The 21,115-nt window shown below is 60.3% G+C and carries 18 protein-coding genes; 11 read left to right on the forward strand and 7 right to left on the reverse strand.

The features are described from left to right. Nucleotides 1–36 precede the first annotated feature (36 nt). On the reverse strand, nt 37–2,454 hold the full coding sequence (gene ybbP / locus ID864_RS14225) for a putative ABC transporter permease subunit YbbP (protein ID WP_048916862.1): 2,418 nt from the start codon (nt 2,452–2,454) through the stop codon (nt 37–39). Beyond that, the gene (gene ybbA / locus ID864_RS14230) at nt 2,451–3,137 is read right to left on the reverse strand and encodes a putative ABC transporter ATP-binding protein YbbA (RefSeq protein WP_048916863.1); all 687 of its coding nucleotides are present in this window, start codon (nt 3,135–3,137) and stop codon (nt 2,451–2,453) included. Before ybbA ends, ybbP begins: the two co-directional genes overlap by 4 nt. Between ybbA and tesA the strand changes: the two genes are divergently transcribed. The 5 genes from tesA to ID864_RS14255 all read left to right on the forward strand — a co-directional run bounded on the left by tesA (nt 3,108) and on the right by ID864_RS14255 (nt 7,189). Continuing rightward, nucleotides 3,108–3,731 carry a multifunctional acyl-CoA thioesterase I/protease I/lysophospholipase L1 gene (tesA, locus tag ID864_RS14235; RefSeq protein ID WP_048916881.1) on the forward strand — a complete coding sequence of 208 codons (624 nt, stop codon included), beginning with the start codon at nt 3,108–3,110 and terminating at the stop codon, nt 3,729–3,731. The two genes, ybbA and tesA, sit on opposite strands and share 30 nt — an antisense overlap. Before the next feature lie 31 nt (nt 3,732–3,762). Beyond that, on the forward strand, nt 3,763–4,536 hold the full coding sequence (locus ID864_RS14240; RefSeq protein ID WP_048916864.1) for an SDR family oxidoreductase: 774 nt from the start codon (nt 3,763–3,765) through the stop codon (nt 4,534–4,536). 72 nt (nt 4,537–4,608) lie between these two features. Then, a complete protein-coding gene (locus ID864_RS14245) occupies nt 4,609–5,466 on the forward strand; it encodes a co-chaperone YbbN (protein ID WP_048916865.1) in 858 nt (285 codons plus the stop codon). Nucleotides 5,467–5,819: 353 nt separating this feature from the next. After that, nucleotides 5,820–6,734, forward strand: a complete 915-nt coding sequence (locus tag ID864_RS14250; RefSeq protein WP_048916866.1) for an SPFH domain-containing protein — start codon at nt 5,820–5,822, stop codon at nt 6,732–6,734. 2 nt (nt 6,735–6,736) lie between these two features. Further along, the gene (locus ID864_RS14255) at nt 6,737–7,189 is read left to right on the forward strand and encodes an NfeD family protein (RefSeq protein ID WP_048916882.1); all 453 of its coding nucleotides are present in this window, start codon (nt 6,737–6,739) and stop codon (nt 7,187–7,189) included. Here the strand turns inward: ID864_RS14255 and cueR are convergent. Beyond that, nucleotides 7,186–7,596, reverse strand: coding sequence for a Cu(I)-responsive transcriptional regulator (cueR, locus tag ID864_RS14260; protein WP_048916867.1), 411 nt, complete (start codon nt 7,594–7,596; stop codon nt 7,186–7,188). The genes ID864_RS14255 and cueR overlap by 4 nt on opposite strands. Before the next feature lie 96 nt (nt 7,597–7,692). Between cueR and copA the strand changes: the two genes are divergently transcribed. From copA to ybaK, 3 genes are all read left to right on the forward strand, one after another. After that, nucleotides 7,693–10,194: a copper-exporting P-type ATPase CopA gene (gene copA / locus ID864_RS14265; RefSeq protein WP_191149975.1), complete on the forward strand. Its 2,502-nt coding sequence runs from the start codon at nt 7,693–7,695 to the stop codon at nt 10,192–10,194. Nucleotides 10,195–10,281: 87 nt separating this feature from the next. Continuing rightward, nucleotides 10,282–11,085 (forward strand): TraB/GumN family protein, encoded by an 804-nt coding sequence (locus ID864_RS14270; RefSeq protein ID WP_191150008.1) that lies wholly within the window; start codon nt 10,282–10,284, stop codon nt 11,083–11,085. 177 nt (nt 11,086–11,262) lie between these two features. Then, nucleotides 11,263–11,742 (forward strand): Cys-tRNA(Pro)/Cys-tRNA(Cys) deacylase YbaK, encoded by a 480-nt coding sequence (ybaK, locus tag ID864_RS14275; protein ID WP_191149976.1) that lies wholly within the window; start codon nt 11,263–11,265, stop codon nt 11,740–11,742. Here ybaK and ID864_RS14280 read toward each other — a convergent pair. Next, nucleotides 11,739–12,605: a LysR family transcriptional regulator gene (locus ID864_RS14280; protein ID WP_048916871.1), complete on the reverse strand. Its 867-nt coding sequence runs from the start codon at nt 12,603–12,605 to the stop codon at nt 11,739–11,741. The two genes, ybaK and ID864_RS14280, sit on opposite strands and share 4 nt — an antisense overlap. A 141-nt stretch (nt 12,606–12,746) precedes the next feature. Between ID864_RS14280 and ID864_RS14285 the strand changes: the two genes are divergently transcribed. Continuing rightward, a complete protein-coding gene (locus tag ID864_RS14285) occupies nt 12,747–13,190 on the forward strand; it encodes a multidrug/biocide efflux PACE transporter (protein ID WP_048916872.1) in 444 nt (147 codons plus the stop codon). Between the two features lie 53 nt (nt 13,191–13,243). Here the strand turns inward: ID864_RS14285 and ushA are convergent, their stop codons facing one another. Next, the gene (gene ushA, locus ID864_RS14290) at nt 13,244–14,989 is read right to left on the reverse strand and encodes a bifunctional UDP-sugar hydrolase/5'-nucleotidase UshA (protein WP_263575964.1); all 1,746 of its coding nucleotides are present in this window, start codon (nt 14,987–14,989) and stop codon (nt 13,244–13,246) included. A 185-nt stretch (nt 14,990–15,174) separates the two neighbouring features. On the opposite strand from ushA, the gene ID864_RS14295 reads away from it, so the two are divergent. Together ID864_RS14295 and ybaL are read left to right on the forward strand one after the other, a co-directional pair. After that, complete coding sequence (locus tag ID864_RS14295; RefSeq protein WP_048916873.1) at nt 15,175–16,374, forward strand: MFS transporter; 1,200 nt, start codon at nt 15,175–15,177, stop codon at nt 16,372–16,374. 216 nt (nt 16,375–16,590) lie between these two features. Beyond that, complete coding sequence (ybaL, locus tag ID864_RS14300) at nt 16,591–18,273, forward strand: YbaL family putative K(+) efflux transporter (protein ID WP_048916874.1); 1,683 nt, start codon at nt 16,591–16,593, stop codon at nt 18,271–18,273. 421 nt (nt 18,274–18,694) lie between these two features. On the opposite strand, the gene ID864_RS14305 is transcribed toward ybaL, so the two are convergent. After that, entirely contained in the window at nt 18,695–19,999 is a 1,305-nt protein-coding gene (locus ID864_RS14305) for an inosine/guanosine kinase (protein ID WP_048916886.1), read from the reverse strand. A 90-nt stretch (nt 20,000–20,089) separates the two neighbouring features. Then, nucleotides 20,090–21,049 (reverse strand): ferrochelatase, encoded by a 960-nt coding sequence (gene hemH / locus ID864_RS14310; RefSeq protein ID WP_048916887.1) that lies wholly within the window; start codon nt 21,047–21,049, stop codon nt 20,090–20,092. Between the last annotated feature and the right edge of the window lie 66 nt (nt 21,050–21,115).

Consider the following 21,115-nt stretch of genomic DNA (forward strand, 5'->3'; position numbering starts at 1 on the left):
TAAGTAGGGGAGAGGCATGCCTCTCCCTTCCGTGCTTTATTCCGCGTAATACCCTCTGAACAAGGCCTTGCCCTTCAGCAGACGAATACCCAGCCAGCCGCCGCAGATCGACAGCAGCAGCGCACCGGTTAACGGCAGCGCCCCCCACAGCACGTAATCCGGCTGCCACGGGAAGTCGAATACCTTGCGCTGCAGCCCCCACAGCGCCGCTTCCGCACCGATGGCGGCCGCCACGCCGGAAACCAGACCGAGTAGCGCAAACTCGCACCACAGCGTGCCGCGCAGCAGCCTCTTGCTGGCGCCGAGCGTGCGGTACACCACCAGCTCCTGACGGCGCTGACGCATCCCGACCTGGATCTGCGCCAGCAGCAGCAGCACGCCACAGGCCGTCACCAGCACCACCATAATCTCCAGCGCCTGGCTAACCTGCGCCAGCACCTGCCCTATCTGACGCATAATGCTGCCGATATCTAGCAGGCTGAGCGTCGGGAACTGGCGGTTGAGCTGGGCCAGCAGCGCGCTGTTATTATCAAGGCGGAAGCTGGTCAGCCAGGTCTGCGGCTGGCCGTCGAGCGCGCCCGGCGGGAAGATAAAGAAGAAGTTAGGCTTCAGGCTCTCCCAGTCGACTTTACGCATGCTGGTGATCCGGGCGCTGAACTCTTGCGTATCGCCGGTAAAAGTCAGCGTATCCCCAAGCTTCACCCCCAGCCGCCCGGCCAGCTCCTGCTCAATCGACACGTCACCGCGCTGCGGCGGCCAGCTGCCGGAGGTCAGCGGATTATGGTCCGGCAAATCTTTTAGCCAGGTGAGATTCAGCTCGCGATTCAGCGAATTATCCATTTCAGGATCGGCGGGCTGGTGGTTAATCCCGGTCAGGCGCACGCGGGCAATCGGGTAGAAGGTTTCCGGCTTCACCTGATGCTGTTCAAGGAAGGCCTGCACCTGCGGCACCTGCTGCCCGGTGATGTTCAGCAGGAAGTAGTTCGGGCTGCCCGGCGGCATCTGCTGCTGCCAGCGGTCCAGCAGATCGCCGCGCATTACCAGCAGCAGGGCCAGCAGCATAAACGACAGCGAGAACGCCGCCAGCTGGCTGAGGGTCGTCCACGGCTGGCGCAGCAGGCGGTTAACCGCCAGGCGGAAGGCCAGATTGCGCAGCGTCAGGCGGCGCAGCAGCAGCAGGCCCCCCCAGCCGATGGCACCCAGCAGCAGCGAGAGCAGCACAATGCCCGCCACCAGCGCCCACAGCAGCTTACTGCCGCCGACCAGCAGCGCCAGCAGGCCAATCACCACCAGCGCCATCAGCGGCAGGTAGATCTTCAGCGGCCAGATATCGGCGACCGCATCGCGCCGCAGCACGCGCAGCGGCTGGGTTGCCAGCAGCAGGCGATACGGGCGCAGGCCGACCAGCAGCGAAATCACAAACAGCGATCCCACCGCCCACAGCCACGGCCAGGCGCTGGCGGCAGGCAGTTCGCCGGGCAGCACCGGGCGCAGCATCTGTAGCAGCAGCGCTTCAAAGCCGAGGCCAATGGCGCTGCCGACGATCGCCGCCAGCAGCAGCACCGCCAGCCACTGGCCGACAATCAGCCGCCGCAGCGCCCCTCGATTGGCGCCCAGGGTTTTCAGCACCGCCACCAGATCGTAGCGGCTGCGGCAGTAGTGGCTCATGGCGACCGCCACAGCGGCGATGGCCAGCATCAGCGTCAGCAGCGCCGACAGCAGCAGGAACTGCTGGGCGCGCTGCATCGATTTACCCAGCGCATCCTCCGAGTTCTCCACGCTTATCCAGCGCTGTTCCGGGGTAATCCGCGACGCGATATAGCTGTCGTAGCGCGCCAGCTGCTGCGGAGTACCGGAGAATTTATAGCGCCAGGTGACGCGGCTGCCGGGCTGAATAGCACCGGTCTTCGCGACGTCGGCCAGGTTCATCAGCAGGCGGGGCGCGGTCTGGAACGGGTTAAAGCCGGCGTCCGGCTCCTGAATCACCTCGCCGGCAATGCGCAGCGTGGTATCGCCAACGTCGAGGTTATCCCCGGCTTTACGCTCGAGCAGCGCCAGCAGTCGCGGTGCGGCCAGCACCGTGCCCGCCGCCGGTTTTAACCCGGCTGGCGCAGTGCTCAGCTCACCAAACATCGGGTAGAGATCGTCAACCGCCTTCACCGAGGCCAGCTGGGGCGTATCGCCCGCGAACGTCATGGTCATAAAGGTCAGCTGGCGCCCGACCTGTAAGCCGTCGGCACGCGCCTGCGTCAGCCACTCCTCCGGCACTTCTTTGCCGCTGCGCAGCGTGCGGTCGCCGGCCATAAAGTCGCGGCTCTGCTGGCTCAGCCCTTTCTCCATGCGGTCGCTAAGCGAGCCGAGCGCCAGCACGCAGGCCACCGCCAGCGTCAGTGCCAGCCAGACAATCAGCAGCGAGGGCGACTTCCACTCGCGCCAGAACCAGCGCCAGATCATGCTTCCTCCCACAGCTTGCCGTCGCGCAGGCGCAGGCGGCGGTCGCAGCGGGCGGCCAGCTGTTCATCGTGGGTGACGAGGATCAGGGTGGTGGCGAAGTCGCGGTTCATGGAAAACAGCAGGTCGGCAATACGGTCGCCGGTTTTGCGGTCGAGGTTGCCAGTCGGCTCATCGGCAAACAGCAGCGCCGGGCGGCCGTTAAACGCGCGCGCCAGCGCCACGCGCTGCTGTTCCCCGCCGGAAAGCTGCGCGGGCAGGTGAGTCATGCGCTCGCCTAACCCCAGCTGGGCCAGCAGCGCGGCGGCCTGTTCGCGGCTCTGGCGGTCGCTGTCGCCGCGCAGCAGGGCGGGTAGCTGGACGTTTTCCTGCGCGTTAAGGGTCGGCACCAGCATAAACGACTGGAACACGAAGCCGACGTTTTTCGCCCGCAGCGCCGCCCGCTGCTCTTCGTTCATCTTGTGCAGTGGCTGGCCGAGCATCAGCACTTCGCCTTCGCTGCCGTCGTCCAGCCCGGCCAGAATTCCGAGCAGCGTCGACTTGCCCGATCCCGACTCGCCGATCAGCGCGAGGGTTTCAGCCGGTTTGACAACCAGCTCAACTCCGGTAAGGATGGAAAGATGATGATCACCCTGACCGACGGACTTACTAAGACGATGAACTTCAAGAATGTTTTCCGCTGGCATTACCCTGTCCTGTTATTATTAGCCTTGATGACGCTGCGTGCGACGGCGGCAGATACGCTGCTGGTGCTGGGCGACAGTCTGAGTGCCGGTTACCGCATGTCCGCCACGGCCGCATGGCCTGCGTTACTCAATGATAAGTGGCAAAAGTCGCCGTTGATTGTTAACGGTAGCATAAGTGGCGATACCGCGACGCAGGGACTGGCACGTCTGCCGGCGCTGCTGAAACAGCATCAGCCGCGCTGGGTACTGATTGAGCTGGGGGGCAACGACGGTTTACGTGGTTTCCCGCCGCAGCAGGTAGAGCAGGATCTGAACCAGATCATTAGCCAGGTAAAGGCGGCAAACGCGCAGCCGCTGCTGATGCAGGTGATGCTGCCCGCCAACTACGGCAAACGCTATACGCAATCCTTCGCCGCCATCTATCCCAAAGTGGCAAAGCAGTATTCAATCCCGCTGGTGCCGTTTTTTATGGAGCAGGTCTACCTGAAGCCGGAGTGGATGCAGGATGACGGGATCCACCCGAATCCGGCGGCGCAGCCTTTTATTGCCGAACTGATGGCAAAAGAACTGGCCCCCCTAGTTAAGCATGAGTAACCCGGCGTTGGGCGCCATAGCAGGTAAAGAAATGCAAAAATCGATAGTGATTACCGGGAGTTCCAGCGGTATCGGTCTGGTATCCGCCAACGATCTGCTGCGGCGCGGCTACCATGTGATTGCCGCCTGCCGTAAACCGCAGGATGTAGAGCGCATGAACCAGCTGGGTTTCAGCGGCGTGCTGCTCGACCTCGACGATGCTGCCAGCGTTGAGCGGGCCGCCGCGCAGATCCTCACTCTGTGCGGGGGCGATCTCTATGGGCTGTTTAACAACGGCGGCTTCGGGTTGTATGGCCCGCTGCAGTCGATCTCCCGCCAGCAGTTGGAGCAGCAGTTCGCCACCAATCTGTTTGGCACCCACCAGCTCACCACCCTGCTGCTGCCGGCTTTGATCAACGGCGGCAGCGGGCGCATTATTAACACCAGTTCGGTGATGGGATTGATCTCTACGCCGAAGCGCGGGGCTTACGCCGCCAGTAAGTATGCGCTGGAAGCCTGGTCCGATGCGTTACGCATGGAGCTGCACGGCAGCGGCGTGCGCGTCAGCCTGATCGAACCTGGCCCGATCCACACCCGCTTCACCGATAATGTCCATCAGTCGCAGCAGGACCAGCCGGTGAAGAACCCCGGCATTGCCGCGCGGTTCACGCTGCCGCCGGAGGCGATTCTGCCCAAGCTGCGGCACGCGCTGGAGAGCCGCCACCCGCGCCTGCGCTATCCTGTGACGCTGGTCGCACACGCGCTCAGCGCGTTACGCCGTTTACTGCCGGGCTGGATGATGGATCGGTTATTACGCCAGAATTAGCCTGCGGCCCTTGAAGCTGCGGCCTCTGCCCCCATACAGTTAGCAACATCAGTCATTAAAGAGATGAAATTCATGTCACCACAAGCCGCGATCGTCGAGATTAACGAAACCAACCTGCACCAGACGCTGGAACAGTCGATGCAGATCCCCGTTCTGTTCTACTTCTGGTCCGGCCGCAGCCAGCACTGTGAGCAGCTGACGCCGCTGCTTGACCGCCTGGCCCAGGAGTACGCCGGACAGTTCATTCTGGCGCGCCTGGATTGTGACGCCGAGCCGGCCGTAGCGCAGCAGTTTGGCCTGCGCTCGATTCCGACCGTGTACCTGTTCCAGAACGGCCAGCCGGTTGACGGCTTCCAGGGCCCGCAGCCGGAAGAAGCGGTGCGCGCCCTGCTGGAAAAAGTGCTGCCAAAAAAAGAGCAGCTGTTAGCGCAGCAGGCGATGCAGCTGATGGACGAAGGCAAGCTGATTGATGCGCTGCCGCTGCTGAAGGATGCATGGGCGCTGAGCAATCAGAATAGCGAGATCGGCTTCCTGCTGGCGGAAGTGCTGATTGGCCTCAACCGCAGTGAAGAAGCCGAAGCGGTGCTGAAAGTGGTGCCGCTGCAGGACCAGGATACCCGCTATCAGGGGCTGGTGGCGCAGATTGACCTGCTGAAGCAGGCGGCGGATACGCCGGAAATTCAGCAGCTGCAGCAGCAGATTGAAGCCGAGCCGGATAACGTCGAGCTGGCCACCCAGCTGGCGCTGCAGTTCCACCAGGTCGGGCGCAATGAAGAGGCGCTGGAGCTGTTGTTCAGCCATCTGAAGAAAGATCTCGGCGCGGCCGATGGGCAGGCGCGTAAGATGCTGCAGGAGATCCTCGCCGCGCTGGGGACCGGCGATGCGCTGGCCGCGAAATACCGCCGTCAGCTCTATTCTCTGCTGTACTAAGAGCGGGACGACCGAAAAAGAGGGTCGTCCCCTACAAATGATTCACATACCGGACGACCGAAAAAGAGGGTCGTCCCCGACAAATGATTCACATACCGGACGACCGAAAAACAGGGTCGTCCCCGACAAATGATTCACATACCGGACGACCGAAAAAGAGGGTCGTCCCCTACAAATGATTCACGCACCGGACGACCGAAAAACAGGGTCGTCCCCCACCGTTGCGCAAAGCATGACCCCGTAGGGGTTGACCCTCTTTTCCGGTCAACCCTCCACGGTTGGCACAGGTGCCAGACAGGGGCGGCAGGTAACGCCATCAGCCCCTACAATAATAACAATCCGGAGGTTATTTTATGTTTACTGTGATTCCCGTCATTATCGTTCTGGCACTGATCCTTGTCTGGTCCGGGATAAAAATTGTTCCGCAGGGCTACCAGTGGACCGTGGAACGTTTCGGTCGCTACACTAATACGCTGCAGCCTGGCCTGAACCTGGTGGTCCCGTTTATGGATCGCGTAGGTCGTAAAATCAATATGATGGAACAGGTGCTGGATATCCCCTCACAGGAGATCATCTCCAAAGATAACGCCAGCGTCACCATCGATGCCGTGTGCTTTATCCAGGTGGTCGACCCGGCGCGCGCCGCCTATGAGGTCAGCAACCTTGAGCTGGCGATCATCAACCTCACCATGACCAACATGCGTACCGTGCTTGGCTCGATGGAGCTGGATGAGATGCTGTCGCAGCGCGATAACATCAATACCCGCCTGCTGCATATTGTCGATGAAGCCACCAACCCGTGGGGCATCAAAATCACCCGTATTGAGATCCGCGACGTGCGCCCGCCTGCCGAACTGATTGCGTCGATGAACGCGCAGATGAAGGCCGAGCGTACCAAGCGCGCCGATATCCTCGAAGCGGAAGGGGTACGTCAGGCGGCAATCCTGCGCGCCGAAGGCGAGAAGCAGTCGCAGATCCTGAAAGCGGAAGGCGAGCGTCAGTCGGCATTCCTCGCGGCCGAAGCGCGTGAACGCGGGGCAGAAGCAGAAGCGCAGGCTACCAAAATGGTGTCCGAGGCGATTGCCGCCGGGGATATTCAGGCGATTAACTACTTCGTGGCGCAGAAATATACCGACGCGCTGCAAAATATCGGCTCCTCCAGCAACAGCAAAGTGGTGATGATGCCGCTGGATGCCAGCAGCCTGATGGGCTCCATCGCCGGGATCGGTGAATTGCTGGGCGAAAGCAAAGCGGAGCGTAAACGTTGATGCTGCTGGATGAGCTGTTAGCCAATCCGTGGTGGCTGTGGCTGACGCTGGGCGGCCTGCTGCTGGCCGCCGAGATGCTCGGGGCCAGCGGCTATCTGCTGTGGAGCGGCGTGGCGGCAGTGCTGGTCAGCCTGCTGGTGTGGCTGGTGCCGATGCCGTGGGCATGGCAGGGGCTGAGCTTCGCCGTGCTGACCATTCTCGCCGCGCTGTGGTGGTACAGCTGGCTGAAAGGCCGCGATCGCCACCAGCCCCCCTCCACCTTGAACCAGCGCGGGCAGCAGATGGTTGGCCGTCAGCTGACGCTGGATGCGCCGCTGGTCAACGGCTTCGGCCATGTGCGCATTGGGGACGGTAACTGGCGCGTGCAGGCGGAGGAAGATTTGCCTGCGGGAAGCGACATTGTGGTGGTGGCGGTGGAAGGGATCACGCTGCGCGTCGTGCGCCGCGCTGGCTAACTACGTTGCGCGCTGTGGCAGCAGCCCGCCAGATGATCGATGATTGGGCAGTCGGCCCCGTCATCACCGGGGCAGCTGGCTGCCAGGTCTAACAGCTTCTGGCGCATCAGCTGCAGCTCGGTGATATGCGCTTCAATCTCCGCCACTTTGCTCAGCGTGCGCGCTTTGACATCGGCGCTGTGGCGCTGCGGGTTGTTGAACAGGCTGACCATTTCACGGCACTCATCCAGAGTAAACCCCACCTGGCGGGCCTGGCGCAGCAGGGTCAGCTCCTCCAGCTGTTTGGCACTGTAGCTGCGATAGCCGTTTTCCGTCCGCAGCGGCGGCGTCACCAGCCCTTTCTCCTCGTAGAAACGAATCGCTTTACTGGTTAAGCCGGTTTTTTTTGCCACGTCGCTAATGTTCATTATCGCCCCCTTGACCTTCCCCTTGATGGAAGGTTTAACCTCCATAACTAATGCAAAAACAGTTCCGGGTCAAACCGGATTAACAGGAGTGATGATATGTCGCAAATAACCTTACTGGCTCTCGACGGTCTGACCTGCGGCCACTGCGTGAAGCGGGTGAAAGAGACGCTGGAAAAACGCCCGGATGTTGAACTGGCGGAAGTCAGCATTGATGCCGCGCGCATTTCCGGCGACGCCAGTGCCGATCAGCTGATCGCCACGATTGAGCAGGCGGGCTACCATGCCCGCGTGGCGCAGGACGGTTCGCACCCAAAGGCTGATCCGCTGACAGACTCAGAAACTCAGCCGGAAGCGCTGACAGCGGATGATGCCACGCTTCCGGCAGAGAGTTTTCACCTGCTGATTGACGGCATGAGCTGCGCCAGCTGCGTCAGCCGCGTGCAGCATGCGCTGCAGGAGGTGGACGGCGTTAGCCAGGCGCGGGTGAACCTGGCCGAGCGCAGCGCGCTGGTGCTGGGTTCGGCGCAGCCGCAGTCCCTGATTGACGCGGTGACGCGTGCCGGCTATGGCGCAGAAATCATCGAAGATGACGTTAAGCGGCGGGAAAAGCAGCAGCAGAGCGCGCAGGCCGCAGTGCAGCGTTTTCGCTGGCAGGCGGCGCTGGCGCTGGCGCTCGGTATTCCGCTGATGCTGTGGGGCATGGTCGGCGACAATATGATGTTGAGCGCCACCAACCGCAGCGGCTGGCTGATGGTTGGCGTAGTGACGTTGCTGGTGATGGCGATTGCCGGTGGGCACTTCTACCGCAGCGCGTGGAAAAGCCTGCGCAACCGTACGGCAACGATGGATACCCTGGTGGCGCTCGGCACCGCGGCGGCCTGGCTTTACTCCATGGCGGTCAACCTGTGGCCCGACCTGTTCCCAATGGCCGCCCGCCACCTCTACTATGAAGCCAGCGCGATGATCATCGGCCTGATTAACCTTGGGCATATGCTGGAGCAGCGCGCGCGCCAGCGCTCGTCGCAGGCGCTGGAAAAGCTGCTGGACCTGACGCCACCGACGGCGCGCGTGGTCACTGACCGGGGCGAGCAGACCCTGGCGCTCAGCGCAGTGACGCTGGGGATGACGCTGCGGGTCAACACTGGCGATCGCGTGCCGGTTGACGGCACGATTATCCAGGGCGAAGCCTGGCTGGACGAGGCCATGCTGACCGGGGAAGCGGTTCCGCAGCAGAAATCCGCAGGCGATACGCTGCATGCCGGAACGGTGATGCAGGATGGCAGCGTGCTGCTGCGGGCCGATGCGATTGGCAAAAATACCACCCTGTCGCGCATTATCCAGCTGGTGCGCCAGGCGCAGAGCAGCAAGCCGGCGATCGGCCAGCTGGCGGATAAGATCTCGGCGATCTTTGTTCCCACCGTGGTGGTGATTGCGCTGCTGAGCGCCGCCGTCTGGTATCTGTTCGGCCCCGCCCCGCAAATCGTTTACACGCTGGTGATCGCCACCACCGTGCTGATCATCGCCTGCCCCTGTGCGCTCGGTCTGGCCACGCCAATGTCGATTATTGCCGGCGTCGGGCGCGCCGCCGAGTTTGGCGTGCTGGTGCGCGATGCCGATGCACTGCAACGGGCCAGCACCCTCAGCACGCTGGTGTTCGATAAAACCGGCACCCTGACCGAGGGCAAGCCGCGCGTGGTGGCGATTCAGTTGTTTAACGGGGCCGATGAGCCGTCGGTATTACGCCAGGCTGCCGCGCTGGAGCAGGGTTCCGGCCATCCGCTGGCGCAGGCAATCGTCGCGCGTGCGGGCCTTAGCTCCCTGCCGGACATTGCGCAATTTCGTACAATACCGGGCCAGGGCGTCAGCGGCATACTCGACGGCATTCCGCTGCTGTTGGGTAACCCCGCGCTGATGGCGCAGCAGCAGATTGCCACCGATAGCGTGCAGCAGCAGATGGATAAGCTGGCAGAGACGGGGGCTACTCCGGTGCTGCTGGCCGCCGACGGCCACATTGTCGCCCTGTTTGCCATCCGCGATCCGCTGCGCCAGGAGAGCGTCGGCGCGCTGCAGCGCCTGCACCAGCGCGGTTATCAGCTGGTGATGCTGACCGGGGATAACCCAATCACCGCCTCTGCCATTGCGCGCGAAGCCGGGATCGACAGGGTGATTGCGGGCGTATTACCGGCGGGTAAAGCCGCAGCGATCGCCCACCTGCAGCAGCAGGGTCAGCAGGTGGCGATGATTGGCGACGGCATCAATGATGCCCCGGCGCTGGCGCAGGCCGATGTCGGCATTGCCATGGGCGGCGGCAGTGATGTGGCGATTGAAACGGCGGCGATTACCCTGATGCGCCAGGATCTGAATGCGGTGGTCGATGCGTTATCCATCGCCAAAGCGACCCTGCGTAATATGAAACAGAATCTCCTTGGGGCGTTTATCTATAACGCGGCGGGGATCCCGATCGCGGCCGGGGTGCTCTACCCGCTGACCGGCACGCTGCTCAGCCCGGTGGTGGCTGGCGCAGCAATGGCTCTCTCTTCGATTACCGTGGTCAGCAACGCCAACCGCCTGATCCGCTATCGTCCGCCGCAGCACTGAATCCTCGCGGCTGCGCTTCGTTTTGCCCTGTCCGTCAGCGAGTTATCGCGTTAGCATGGTGGCACTAAACGGATGAGGCGGGAAATGATGAGGAATCTTGTGCAGGTACTGCGGGCGCTACGCGACAGGTTCTGGCCGGTGAACTACAGCTATCCGGCGCTGGACGTCACGCTGGGCGATTGCCGGCTGCATCTGGTCGGCAGTATTCATATGGGCACGCGCAATATGCTGCCGCTGCCTGCCGTGCTGATGGCGCGTTTACGCCAGGCCGACGCATTGATAGTGGAGGCCGATATTACCGCCGGTGGCTCGCCGTTCAGCGACAGCGCAGTCTGCCCACCGCTGGCAGAGCGCCTCAGCGCTGAGCAGCTCAGCCCCCTGCAACAGCGGGCGGCAGAGCTGGGGATCTCCCCGGAGCGCATCGACACGCTGCCCGCCTGGCAGGTGGCGCTGATGCTGCAGGCGCAGCAGGCTCAGCGCCTTGGGCTGCACGCCGACTGCGGCATCGACTATCAGCTGCTGCAGGCCGCGCGCGGGCTGGAAAAAAAGGTGATTGAGCTGGAGGGGCCGGAAACCCAGCTGGCACTGCTGAACTCCCTGCCGGACAACGGACTGCCGCTGCTGGAGGACACGCTGGAGCACTGGCACACCAACGCCCGCCTGCTGCAAACTATGGTCAGCTGGTGGCTGGAAGCGCCGCCGGGCAGCCTCGGCAAGCTGGAGCTGCCGAACACCTTCAGCAGCAGTCTGAACGACCTGCTGATGCATCAGCGCAATCAGCAGTGGAGCCAGCTGCTGCGCCAGCTCCCGCCGGGACGTTACGTGGTGGCGGTCGGCGCGCTGCACCTTTACGGCGAAGGCAACTTGCCCGGCCTGCTGAAAAAAGCATAAAAAAAAGGCCGATGTTGAAATCGGCCCGTCAATAACAACATTTTTATGATTTTTGTTATCGTCTCAGCCCTCGGGCTGACGCGGGCCAGATTGTCGCTCAAAGCGCAAAATTTCGCCAGTTTTTTATTCATCAGAGGTTCACTCTTTTATCATATCGCGCAAAGAAGGTGAGTGATTATGACACCCGCAGTAAAACTGCTTGAAAAACAAAAGGTCACATTTACGCTGCACCCTTACGAGCACGACAGCAGCGAAACGCATTTTGGCGATGAGGCGGTGCGCAAGCTCAATCTCAATGCGGATCAGGTGTATAAAACGCTGCTGATCGCACTAAATGGTGACAATAAGACGCTGGCCGTGGCGGTCACCCCGGTTGCCGGACAGCTGGATCTGAAAAAGGTGGCGAAAGCGCTGGGGGCGAAAAAGGTCGAAATGGCCGATCCGCAGTTTGCGCAGCGCAGCAGCGGTTATCTGCTGGGCGGCATCAGCCCGCTGGGGCAGAAAAAACGCCTGCCGACGGTTATCGACCAGCTGGCGCAGCAGGTTGCCACCATTTATGTCTCCGGCGGCCGCCGCGGGCTGGATATCGAGCTGGCCCCGCAGGATCTGGCGCAGCTGCTCGACGCCCGCTTCGCCGATATCGCCAAACGCGATTAGTCCGATCGCTGGGCAATCAGCTGATCGATCATCCAGCGCCCTGCCGGCCCCGGCGGCGCCCGGCGTGACCAGACGGCATCCACCTGAATATTCTGCGGCCAGCCCGCCACCGGCAGCTCGCGCAGCAGCTGATGACCAAACTGTTCGGTGAGCCAGCGCGGCAAAATACTCCAGCCAAAGCCCTGCTCGGCCATCTCCAGCAGCAGCAGATACGACGGTGCCAGCCACACTTTTCCGGCCGGTGCGGGCTGCTGCTCCACCCAGGTATTGAGCCGCAGCTGGCGCAGCTGTTTTAACTCCGCTTCACTGACCTGCGCCTGCTGCGCCAGCGGATGATCCTGATGCAGATAGATCGCCATCTGCGCTTCAACCTGCAAGCGCTGCACGCAGATATCCACCGGGTAGTGCTGCTGCACCCGCACCACGCCAATGTGCGCACGGCCATTTTGCAGCAGATCGATAACGTCGGCATCCTCGGCAATCATGCACTCAAACTCAATGTCCGGGTAACGCGCAGAGAGGCGCTGCAGCAGCGATTCATGATAATCGGCCTGCCAGAAATCGGAGATCGCCAGCCGCAGACAGGGTTCCACCTCCCCCGCCAGGCGCATTGCCAGCTCATCCAGCTGTGATGACGCCGCGAGGATCTCTTTCACCTGCGCCAGCGCCCGTTGGCCGTTTTCGGTCAGCACCGGGGTGCGCGCCTCGCGGTTAAACAGCGTGAAGCCAAGATCGCTTTCCAGATTGGCCACCGCCGTGCTGACGGTGGACTGGCTTTTGCGCAGCGCACGCGCCGCCGCCGAGAACGAACCGCTTTCTACAGTCTGAACGAAGGCTTCAAGAGATTCCGGGGAGTAGCGCATAGATATATCGCTTTTATCGATGGATAGTCATTTTATCTTAGCAAAAAAACGGCGGATAATGACCAACATATTTGGGCCAGGCATGCCAGGCCCCAACGGCAATTTACTAGCCCTGTTTTACTGAAAATAATGGAGTTCACTATGTCTGGTCGTTCCCTGAAAGAACGGTTCTTTCACGCCGCAGGTTTTGAGGTTCTGGCGATTGCGATTGTTTCGCCGCTGGCCGCGTGGGTGATGGATAAACCGTTATTCCAGATGGGCGCGCTGGCAATTATGTTGTCAACGGTAGCAATGGTCTGGAACATGATTTATAACGCCGGTTTTGACCGCTTGTGGCCGCGTAATAAGGTTAAGCGAGGAGTGGGATTACGCGTGCTGCACGCGCTGGGCTTCGAGGGTGGATTTATTCTTATCGGCCTGCCGATTGCAGCCTGGATGCTGGGCATTTCGCTGTGGCAGGCATTCCTGATTGAAGTGGCGTTTTTCCTGTTCTTCCTGCCTTACACCATGTTGTATAACTGGCTGTACGATAAAGTGCGCGAACGGATTTGTCGGGGCGGCCCCTCTGTTTCGGTCCGCCCGTAGGCTGACGTTTGGGTCGACCCAAAAAGCGGCCGACCCCTGGAGAAAAAAATCCATTAACGCATGACAGTATCGATTTTCGCCTGGCGCCATTTCTTCGGTGCCAGCGGCTTCTCATCCTCTACCGGCTTTGCACTCTCGGCCGGTTGCTCTCCGCCCTTTTGATAGACAATTTCTCCGGCAGGCTGGTATTTCGCCACGTCGAGCGGTGAGTGGCTCTCAATGTACTGTTTCAGCACTTCCGCATCGACAAAGCCGGTATTCACGTAGCCCGGCAGCTTATCAATCACCGGGTAACCGTCACCGCCTGTGGCGTTAAAGCTTAGCGTCGCCATGCGGTAGGTTTTCTCCGCATCCAGCGGCTGACCATTGATCTTCACCGCGCTGACGCCCGTACCGTCGGCCACCAGGCTGACGCGGGCAAACTGAGCGTAAGCCCCGGAATCCACCTGCTTATTGGCCACCACCGCCAGATATTTTTCCACCTCGCTGCCTTTCATATCGACATACACCAGCGTGTTGCCAAACGGCTGCACCTTGAGCACGTCTTTATAGGTTATTGCGCCCTCTTCAATCGAATCACGCACGCCGCCACCGCTCATCACCGCGAAATCGGCTTTGGTGCGGTCGATCTGCCCTTCAAGGATCAGGCGTGCCATGTTGGTCTGTACAAAGCGTACCTTGCTGCGATCCCCCTCCAGATGGCCATTGACGCTGCCGATTTTTACGCCGAGCTGCGCTTCGCCTTTTTTCTGGAACGGCGTCAGCAGTTTCTGCATCGCGCTGTTTTTGACAATTTCAGGCGTGTAGTTCACCCAGCTGCTGCTGCCGTCAGCATTGGTAATCTTATGTTTCAGGTTGATCGGCACCAGTTCGTAGTGCTCCAGCGTCAGCTTGCCGTTCAGGAAGGTAAAGTCGGCGCGGCCAATATATTTGCCCCACTCGTGCGCCTGCACAATCCAGGTGCCGTTCTGGCGGTCCGGCGTACAGGGGGTGCCCGGTACATAGTCGGCCTGCTTCACATTCTCTTTCGCCATACACACCGGGTCCTGCGAGTGGCCGCCGACGATCATATCGAGATAACCGGCAGGCAGCTCGCGCGCCATCTCCACATCGCCCGGGGCGTTGGAACCGTGCTGACCGTTGTCATAGTGCCCCATATGGGTGGCAGCAATAATCACGTCAGGCTTCTCTGTTGCACGCAGCTCTTCCACCACCGCTTTCGCTTCGGTGGCCGGTTTATGGAACAGAATGTCGGTAAAGTTCTCCGGGTTGCCGATCTTCGCCGTGTCATCGGTGGTCAGGCCGATCACCGCAATCTTCAGGCCCATGCGGTTGAACAGTGCATAGGGCTGGAACAGGCGCTTGCCGGTGCTTTTCTGATAGATATTGGCGGAAAGCAGCGGGAACTTGGCCCATTTTTGCTGCTGGCGCAGGACGGAAAGCGGGTTATCAAACTCGTGATTGCCAATCGCCATGGCGTCGTAGCCAATCAGGTTCATGCCGCGAAAATCCGGTTCGGCATCCTGCAGGTCCGATTCCGGTACGCCGGTATTGATATCGCCGCCGGAGAGGATCAACGTCGCGCCGCCGTGCGCCTGCACTTCATAGCGGATCTGGTCCATCATGGTTTTTTGCGCCGCCAGACCATACTCATCATGCTCGTTTGGCCAGAAGCGCCCATGGTGATCGTTGGTGTGCAGGACGGTAAATTTATAGGTGCGATCTTTCACCCACGCCTGCGCCATCAGCGGGGTGGATAACAGCGCTACCGTCAGCACGCTGATTAAACTTTTTTTCAGTACTGGCACTCTGCCTCTCCTTGTTGAACAACTGCATTAGGTAACAAAGTTTTAATTTTTTGTGACTTCCGGCTGATTATGCAGCAGGATGAGGTCTGAAGGGTAATCTCTCCGTCTTATATTGCAGGCAGGGGCACACCCTTGAACTTCTCTAATAAAAACAAATTTCGATGACAGGTTAATTTATGGCAAGTAATGACACCCTCGCTTCAGCGAATCTGCCGGTGAAGCGTACCGCTTTTGGCATTCTCGGCGCGATCAGCGTTGCCCATCTGCTAAACGATATGATCCAGTCGCTGATCCTGGCGATTTACCCGCTGCTGCAGAGTGACTTCTCGCTGAGCTTTGTGCAAATCGGCATGATCACCCTGACCTATCAGGTGACCGCCTCGCTGCTGCAGCCGCTGATTGGCTATTATACCGATAAACACCCGCAGCCGTGGTCGCTACCGATTGGCATGGGCTTTACCTTGTCCGGGCTGGTGCTACTGGCGATGGCGAATAACTTCCCCATGGTACTGGTCGCGGCGGCGCTGGTGGGTACTGGCTCGTCGGTGTTTCATCCCGAGTCGTCACGCGTGGCGCGCATGGCATCCGGCGGCCGTCACGGCCTTGCGCAGTCGCTGTTCCAGGTGGGCGGCAATCTGGGTAGCTCACTCGGCCCGCTGCTGGCCGCGCTGATCATTGCCCCTTACGGGCGCGGTAACGTCGCATGGTTCTCGCTGGCCGCGCTGCTGGCGATTGTGGTGCTGTTGCAGATCGGCCGCTGGTATCAGACTCAGCATCGCGCCAGTAAAAGCCATGCGCAGAGTGCCGTTAGCCCGCTGCCCCGCCGTCAGGTGGCGTTGGCCATTTCGATTCTGCTGGTGCTGATTTTCTCCAAATACTTCTATCTCACTAGCCTGAGCAGCTATTACACCTTCTATCTGATGCACAAGTTTGGCCTGACGGTGCAGAGCGCGCAGCTGCACCTGTTCGCGTTTCTGTTCGCCGTGGCGGCCGGGACGGTGATTGGCGGGCCGATCGGCGACCGTATTGGCCGCAAGCGCGTGATCTGGGTGTCCATTCTCGGCGTGGCGCCGTTTACGCTGCTGCTGCCGCACGCCAACCTGTGGTGGACCGGCGCGCTGTCGGTGGTGATTGGCTTTATTCTCGCCTCAGCCTTTTCCGCCATTCTGGTGTATGCCCAGGAGCTGATGCCAGGGCGTATCGGCATGGTTTCCGGTCTGTTTTTCGGTTTTGCCTTCGGCATGGGCGGGCTGGGCGCGGCGGTACTGGGCCTGGTGGCTGACCACAGCAGCATTGATGTGGTCTATCAAATCTGTGCTTATCTGCCGCTTCTTGGCATCCTGACTGCTTTCCTGCCTGATAACCGCCGTAAATAGTCCCAGCCCGGTGCGATAACTGTATTTCGCGCCGGGTTACTCTCCTGCAAAGCCTGCTCCGCACACTGATAAGTGGGATAAATCGCACTTTCTGGCGACTTCATCTCAATGATTCAGATTTTTTGCCGTTATTACCAATTATGACAAGCGCCCCGTCAGAATTTGCCATACACTAAAAACTTACAATCGGACACATTTCCATTCAAAGGAGAGGATATGCACCACACCACACCGCTTATCACCACGATTGTCGGAGGCTTAGTCCTTGCGTTCCTCTTCGGTATGCTGGCGAATCGCCTGCGCATCTCTCCTCTGGTCGGTTATCTGCTGGCTGGCGTGCTGGCCGGGCCATTTACCCCGGGTTTTGTCGCCGATACCAACCTGGCGCCAGAGCTGGCCGAGCTGGGCGTGATCCTGCTGATGTTTGGCGTTGGTCTGCACTTCTCGATGAAAGATTTGATGGCGGTAAAGTCGATAGCCATCCCGGGGGCGATTGCGCAGATCGCCGCCGCCACGCTGCTCGGAATGGGGCTGTCGTGGGCGCTGGGATGGCCAATGATGACCGGGCTGGTGTTTGGACTCTGCCTTTCCACCGCCAGCACCGTGGTGTTGCTGCGCGCGCTGGAAGAACGACAGCTGATTGACAGCCAGCGCGGACAGATTGCGATTGGCTGGCTGATTGTGGAAGACCTGGTGATGGTGCTGGCGCTGGTGCTGCTGCCTGCGGTGGCCGGGCTGTTTGAAGAGGGCAAAGCCAGCGTCGGTATGGTGCTGTTCGACCTGCTGATCACTATTGGTAAGGTGGTGGCGTTTATGGTGCTGATGATGGTGGTGGGCCGGCGCGTGGTGCCGTGGATCCTCGCCCGCAGTGCCGCCACCGGCTCGCGCGAGCTGTTTACCCTGGCGGTGCTGGCGCTGGCGCTGGGTATCGCCTTTGGCGCGGTAGAATTCTTTGATGTCTCCTTCGCGCTCGGTGCCTTCTTCGCTGGCATGGTGCTGAATGAATCGGAGCTGAGCCACCGGGCGGCGCACGATACGCTGCCGCTGCGCGATGCGTTTGCGGTGCTGTTCTTTGTCTCGGTCGGGATGCTGTTCGACCCGATGATCCTGATCCAGCAGCCGCTGGCGGTGCTCGGCGCACTGGCGATTATCGTACTGGGCAAATCGCTGGTGGCGCTGCTGCTGGTCAGCATGTTTGGTCACTCAAAGCGAACCGCGCTGACCATCTCCGTCAGCCTCGCACAGATTGGTGAGTTCGCCTTTATTCTCGCCGGGCTGGGGATCTCCCTGAATCTGCTGCCGGACAGCGGGCGCAACCTGGTGCTGGCGGGAGCTATCCTGTCGATTATGCTCAATCCGATTCTGTTTGCTCTGCTGGAGAAGTATCTGCAAAAAACCGAAAGCATCGAACAGCTGACGATGGAAGAGGCCGTAGAGGAAGAGAAGCAGATCCCGGTGGATTTGTGCAACCACGCGGTGATTGTCGGCTTTGGCCGCGTTGGCAGCCTGCTGGGTAGCCGCCTGATGGCAGCCGGCGTGCCGATTGTGGTGGTGGAGAACAGCCGCCCGCGCGTGGAAGCCTTACGCGAGCAGGGCATCAAAGCGGTGCTGGGTAACGCGGCGCGCATCGATACCATGGAGCTGGCGCGTCTCGACTGCGCACGCTGGCTGCTGCTGACTATTCCGAATGGCTATGAAGCGGGGGAGATTGTGACGGCAGCGCGTGAGAAGCGCCCGAACATTGAGATTATCGCCCGTGCGCACTATGACGATGAAGTGGATTACATTATGGAGCGCGGTGCGGATCGCGTGGTGATGGGCGAACGTGAGATTGCCAATAGCATGTTGAATTTACTGCTGCTAAACACGGAAGAAGCCCCCCAGGAGTGCCCGATTTAATCCGCCGGGATCTTATGGAACGACCGTTAACCCATTTCACCATTGCGGGCTGACCGAAAAAGAGGGTCAGCCCCTACCAGGCCGGGACCAGTTGTAACCCGTAGGGGTCGACCATTTTTTCCGGTCGACCCGAAATAATGACACCGCTGCGGGCTGACCGAAAAAGAGGGTCAGCCCCTACCAGGCCGGGAGCAGTTGTAACCCGTAGGGGTCGACCATTTTTTCCGGTCGACCCGAAATAATGACACCGCTGCGGGCTGACCAAAAAAGAGGGTCAGCCCCTACCAGGCCGGGAGCAGTTGTAACCCGTAGGGGTCGACCATTTTTTCCGGTCGACCCGAGATAATGACGCCGCTGCGGGCTGACCGAAAAAGAGGGTCAGCCCCTACCACGCCGGGAGCGGTTGTAACCCGTGATGAATTTACCGCTCCCAGTATGACTCTTCCAGGCTATCTTCCCGCTCCGGCAGGCCGCGCGTCAGGCGCGGTGAATGCTGATTCAGCACCTGATAGCTGACGCGGTTGGCGTATTTACACACCTGCGCCAGCGAAGAGTAAGTCAGGTAACTGCGCGCATGCTTGCTGGAGTTCGGCACGTTCACCCGGTGGAAGTTGTTGGCGGTGATGTCGTGCAGCAGCGCGGCCAGTGCGCCATCCCCTGCCCCGTTAGTGTTCATAATCTTCTCCGGCCCGCCCATGTACGGCGCGATATGCGAGAAAATACGCAGCGGCTGGGTGCAGTCCTGATGGCGCATGGCGCGGCTGAACTCATACTGGTTAAACTCCGGAATGGCCCCCGGCAGCAGCGGATGCTGGGTCACGCGCTTGCCGGACTCTTCGGTAAACGCCGCCATATACAGGCCGTTTGGCCCGGCGGTGCACAGCACCAGATCCACCCAGTCGAGGGCGATATTCGCCGCCTGTAACGGGTCGCTCTCTCCGGTCAGCTCAAACGCCTCATCCTCATTCATCGCCACTACCGAAACATGCTCGCGCAGGAAATCGCGCCAGAACTGTGGGTTATCGGCGATCACGTATTTGGTGCCGAGCGTCAGTACCACCGGGACATCATGCTTTTTGGCATAGCTAATCGCCTGCATGGTGGCGGCGGGCATCGGCTCGCCCGGCTTGCAGCGCACCAGATAGGAGGTCAGCACCAGCGCAGATGCTCCGGCGATCACCTCTTCCGGGATGCTCTCCGGGCGCAGCTGGTTCATCATGCCCGGGCTGATGGCGAAGGTGCGTTCACCGTTATCACCAATCAGCGTAAAGCAGCGGCCAATCGCCCCCTCCACGCCCTGCAGATAGTTCAGGTCGGTGCGGCTGGAAGTGTTGCACAGGTAACGGTAGGCATAGCCACCGATCTGCACGTTTTCACACATCACGCCGAGCAGGACCGAGCGGTCATCCGCCAGTACCGAGTAGTTATGCAGGGTGTTGCCAATGGTGCCGCCGGCAAACTGATGGGTGATCAGGTTTTCGCGGTGCAGCTCGGCGTACAGCGCTTCCGCCACGTCATCTTCAATGACCAGCGAGTGCCCGAGGCTCAGGCCGTAACGGGCCACAAACTCGTCGTCCACTTTGGCTTCAATATCCACCAGGATCTGATCGATACCGACGATCCAGCTGTTGGCGGCATCATTGACCGGCTGAACCGGCTGCAGCAGCGGATCGCGCGCGCTGACGGGGAAATAGTGTTTGGATTTACGCTTACCGGGGAATTTCATATTTGCGGACTACGGGCAGGGGATCAGAGCGCAATGATAACATAAATGCGCTCTGAGACGATCGCTGTGGGGCGTTACCGCCCCGTGGGATTAGCGATACTGATTCACCAGTTCCATCATCATGGTGATGTGGGCTTCATCATCATTCAGCGCCGGGATGTACTCAAAGCGCGTGCCGCCCGCGTGCAGGAAGATTTCGCGGTTCTCGCCGTTGATCTCTTCCAGCGTCTCCAGGCAGTCAGACGAGAAGCCCGGGCTCATGATCTGCACATGCTTCACGCCTTTCGCCGGCAGGGACTTCATCGTCTCATCGGTGTAGGGCATCAACCACGGCTCGCGGCCAAAGCGTGACTGGAAGGTGAGCATCGCCTCACTGCTGCTGAGACCGAGCGAGCTTTTCAGTGCCTCAAAGGTGTCATGGCAGCGCTGCGGATAGTCGTCACCCTCATTAGCAAAGCGCTGCGGGATGCCGTGGAACGAGCCCACCAGCAGATCCGGCTTGCCGTGCTTAGCAAACGAACGCTCAACCGAGGCTTTCAGGGCGGCGATATAGGCCGGGTGCTCAGCATAATCGCGGATAAAGTTTACCGACGGCAGACTGCGGTAACCGGCAAACACGCTGGTGATCCCGTCCCACACCGCGGCAACGGTAGAGCAGGAGAACTGCGGATACAGCGGCAGTACGATCAGGCGGTTAACGCCCTGCTCCATCAGGCTGTCGATGGCGCTTTTCAGGCTCGGATTTCCGTAGCTCATTCCCAGTGCCACCGGCATATCCAGCCGTGCCGCCAGTGCCGCACGCTGGCGCTGGCTATACACCATCAGCGGTGAACCTTCGTCCATCCATACTGAAGCATACAGCTTTGATACGCGCGGTGAACGAAGCGGCAAAATAGCGAGATTGAGAATCGGCCACCATAGCCAGCGCGGAGTATCGACCACGCGCTTGTCGCTGAGGAATTGCTTAAGGTAACGTTTTACGGCTGGTGTGGTCGGGGCATCAGGTGTGCCTAAGTTAACCAACAGTACGCCGGGCTTATCTTGCCTCATTGTTATTCCTTGATTTCAGGCATGGTGCGAAATGCAAACGAGACTTATTTTAGCGGAAAAAGACGG

Source organism: Erwinia aphidicola, assembly GCF_014773485.1.
Lineage (GTDB): Bacteria > Pseudomonadota > Gammaproteobacteria > Enterobacterales > Enterobacteriaceae > Erwinia > Erwinia aphidicola.

Coding starts and splice junctions, on each gene's coding strand:
- ybaK (WP_191149976.1), top strand. CDS start 11,263: ATGACACCCGCAGTAAAACTGCTTGAAAAACAAAAGGTCACATTTACG.
- ID864_RS14245 (WP_048916865.1), top strand. CDS start 4,609: ATGTCACCACAAGCCGCGATCGTCGAGATTAACGAAACCAACCTGCAC.
- copA (WP_191149975.1), top strand. CDS start 7,693: ATGTCGCAAATAACCTTACTGGCTCTCGACGGTCTGACCTGCGGCCAC.
- ID864_RS14305 (WP_048916886.1), bottom strand. CDS start 19,999: ATGAAATTCCCCGGTAAGCGTAAATCCAAACACTATTTCCCCGTCAGC.
- ID864_RS14285 (WP_048916872.1), top strand. CDS start 12,747: ATGTCTGGTCGTTCCCTGAAAGAACGGTTCTTTCACGCCGCAGGTTTT.
- ID864_RS14240 (WP_048916864.1), top strand. CDS start 3,763: ATGCAAAAATCGATAGTGATTACCGGGAGTTCCAGCGGTATCGGTCTG.
- ID864_RS14270 (WP_191150008.1), top strand. CDS start 10,282: ATGAGGAATCTTGTGCAGGTACTGCGGGCGCTACGCGACAGGTTCTGG.
- ybbP (WP_048916862.1), bottom strand. CDS start 2,454: ATGATCTGGCGCTGGTTCTGGCGCGAGTGGAAGTCGCCCTCGCTGCTG.
- ID864_RS14280 (WP_048916871.1), bottom strand. CDS start 12,605: ATGCGCTACTCCCCGGAATCTCTTGAAGCCTTCGTTCAGACTGTAGAA.
- ID864_RS14250 (WP_048916866.1), top strand. CDS start 5,820: ATGTTTACTGTGATTCCCGTCATTATCGTTCTGGCACTGATCCTTGTC.
- hemH (WP_048916887.1), bottom strand. CDS start 21,049: ATGAGGCAAGATAAGCCCGGCGTACTGTTGGTTAACTTAGGCACACCT.
- tesA (WP_048916881.1), top strand. CDS start 3,108: ATGAACTTCAAGAATGTTTTCCGCTGGCATTACCCTGTCCTGTTATTA.
- cueR (WP_048916867.1), bottom strand. CDS start 7,596: ATGAACATTAGCGACGTGGCAAAAAAAACCGGCTTAACCAGTAAAGCG.
- ybbA (WP_048916863.1), bottom strand. CDS start 3,137: ATGCCAGCGGAAAACATTCTTGAAGTTCATCGTCTTAGTAAGTCCGTC.
- ID864_RS14295 (WP_048916873.1), top strand. CDS start 15,175: ATGGCAAGTAATGACACCCTCGCTTCAGCGAATCTGCCGGTGAAGCGT.
- ybaL (WP_048916874.1), top strand. CDS start 16,591: ATGCACCACACCACACCGCTTATCACCACGATTGTCGGAGGCTTAGTC.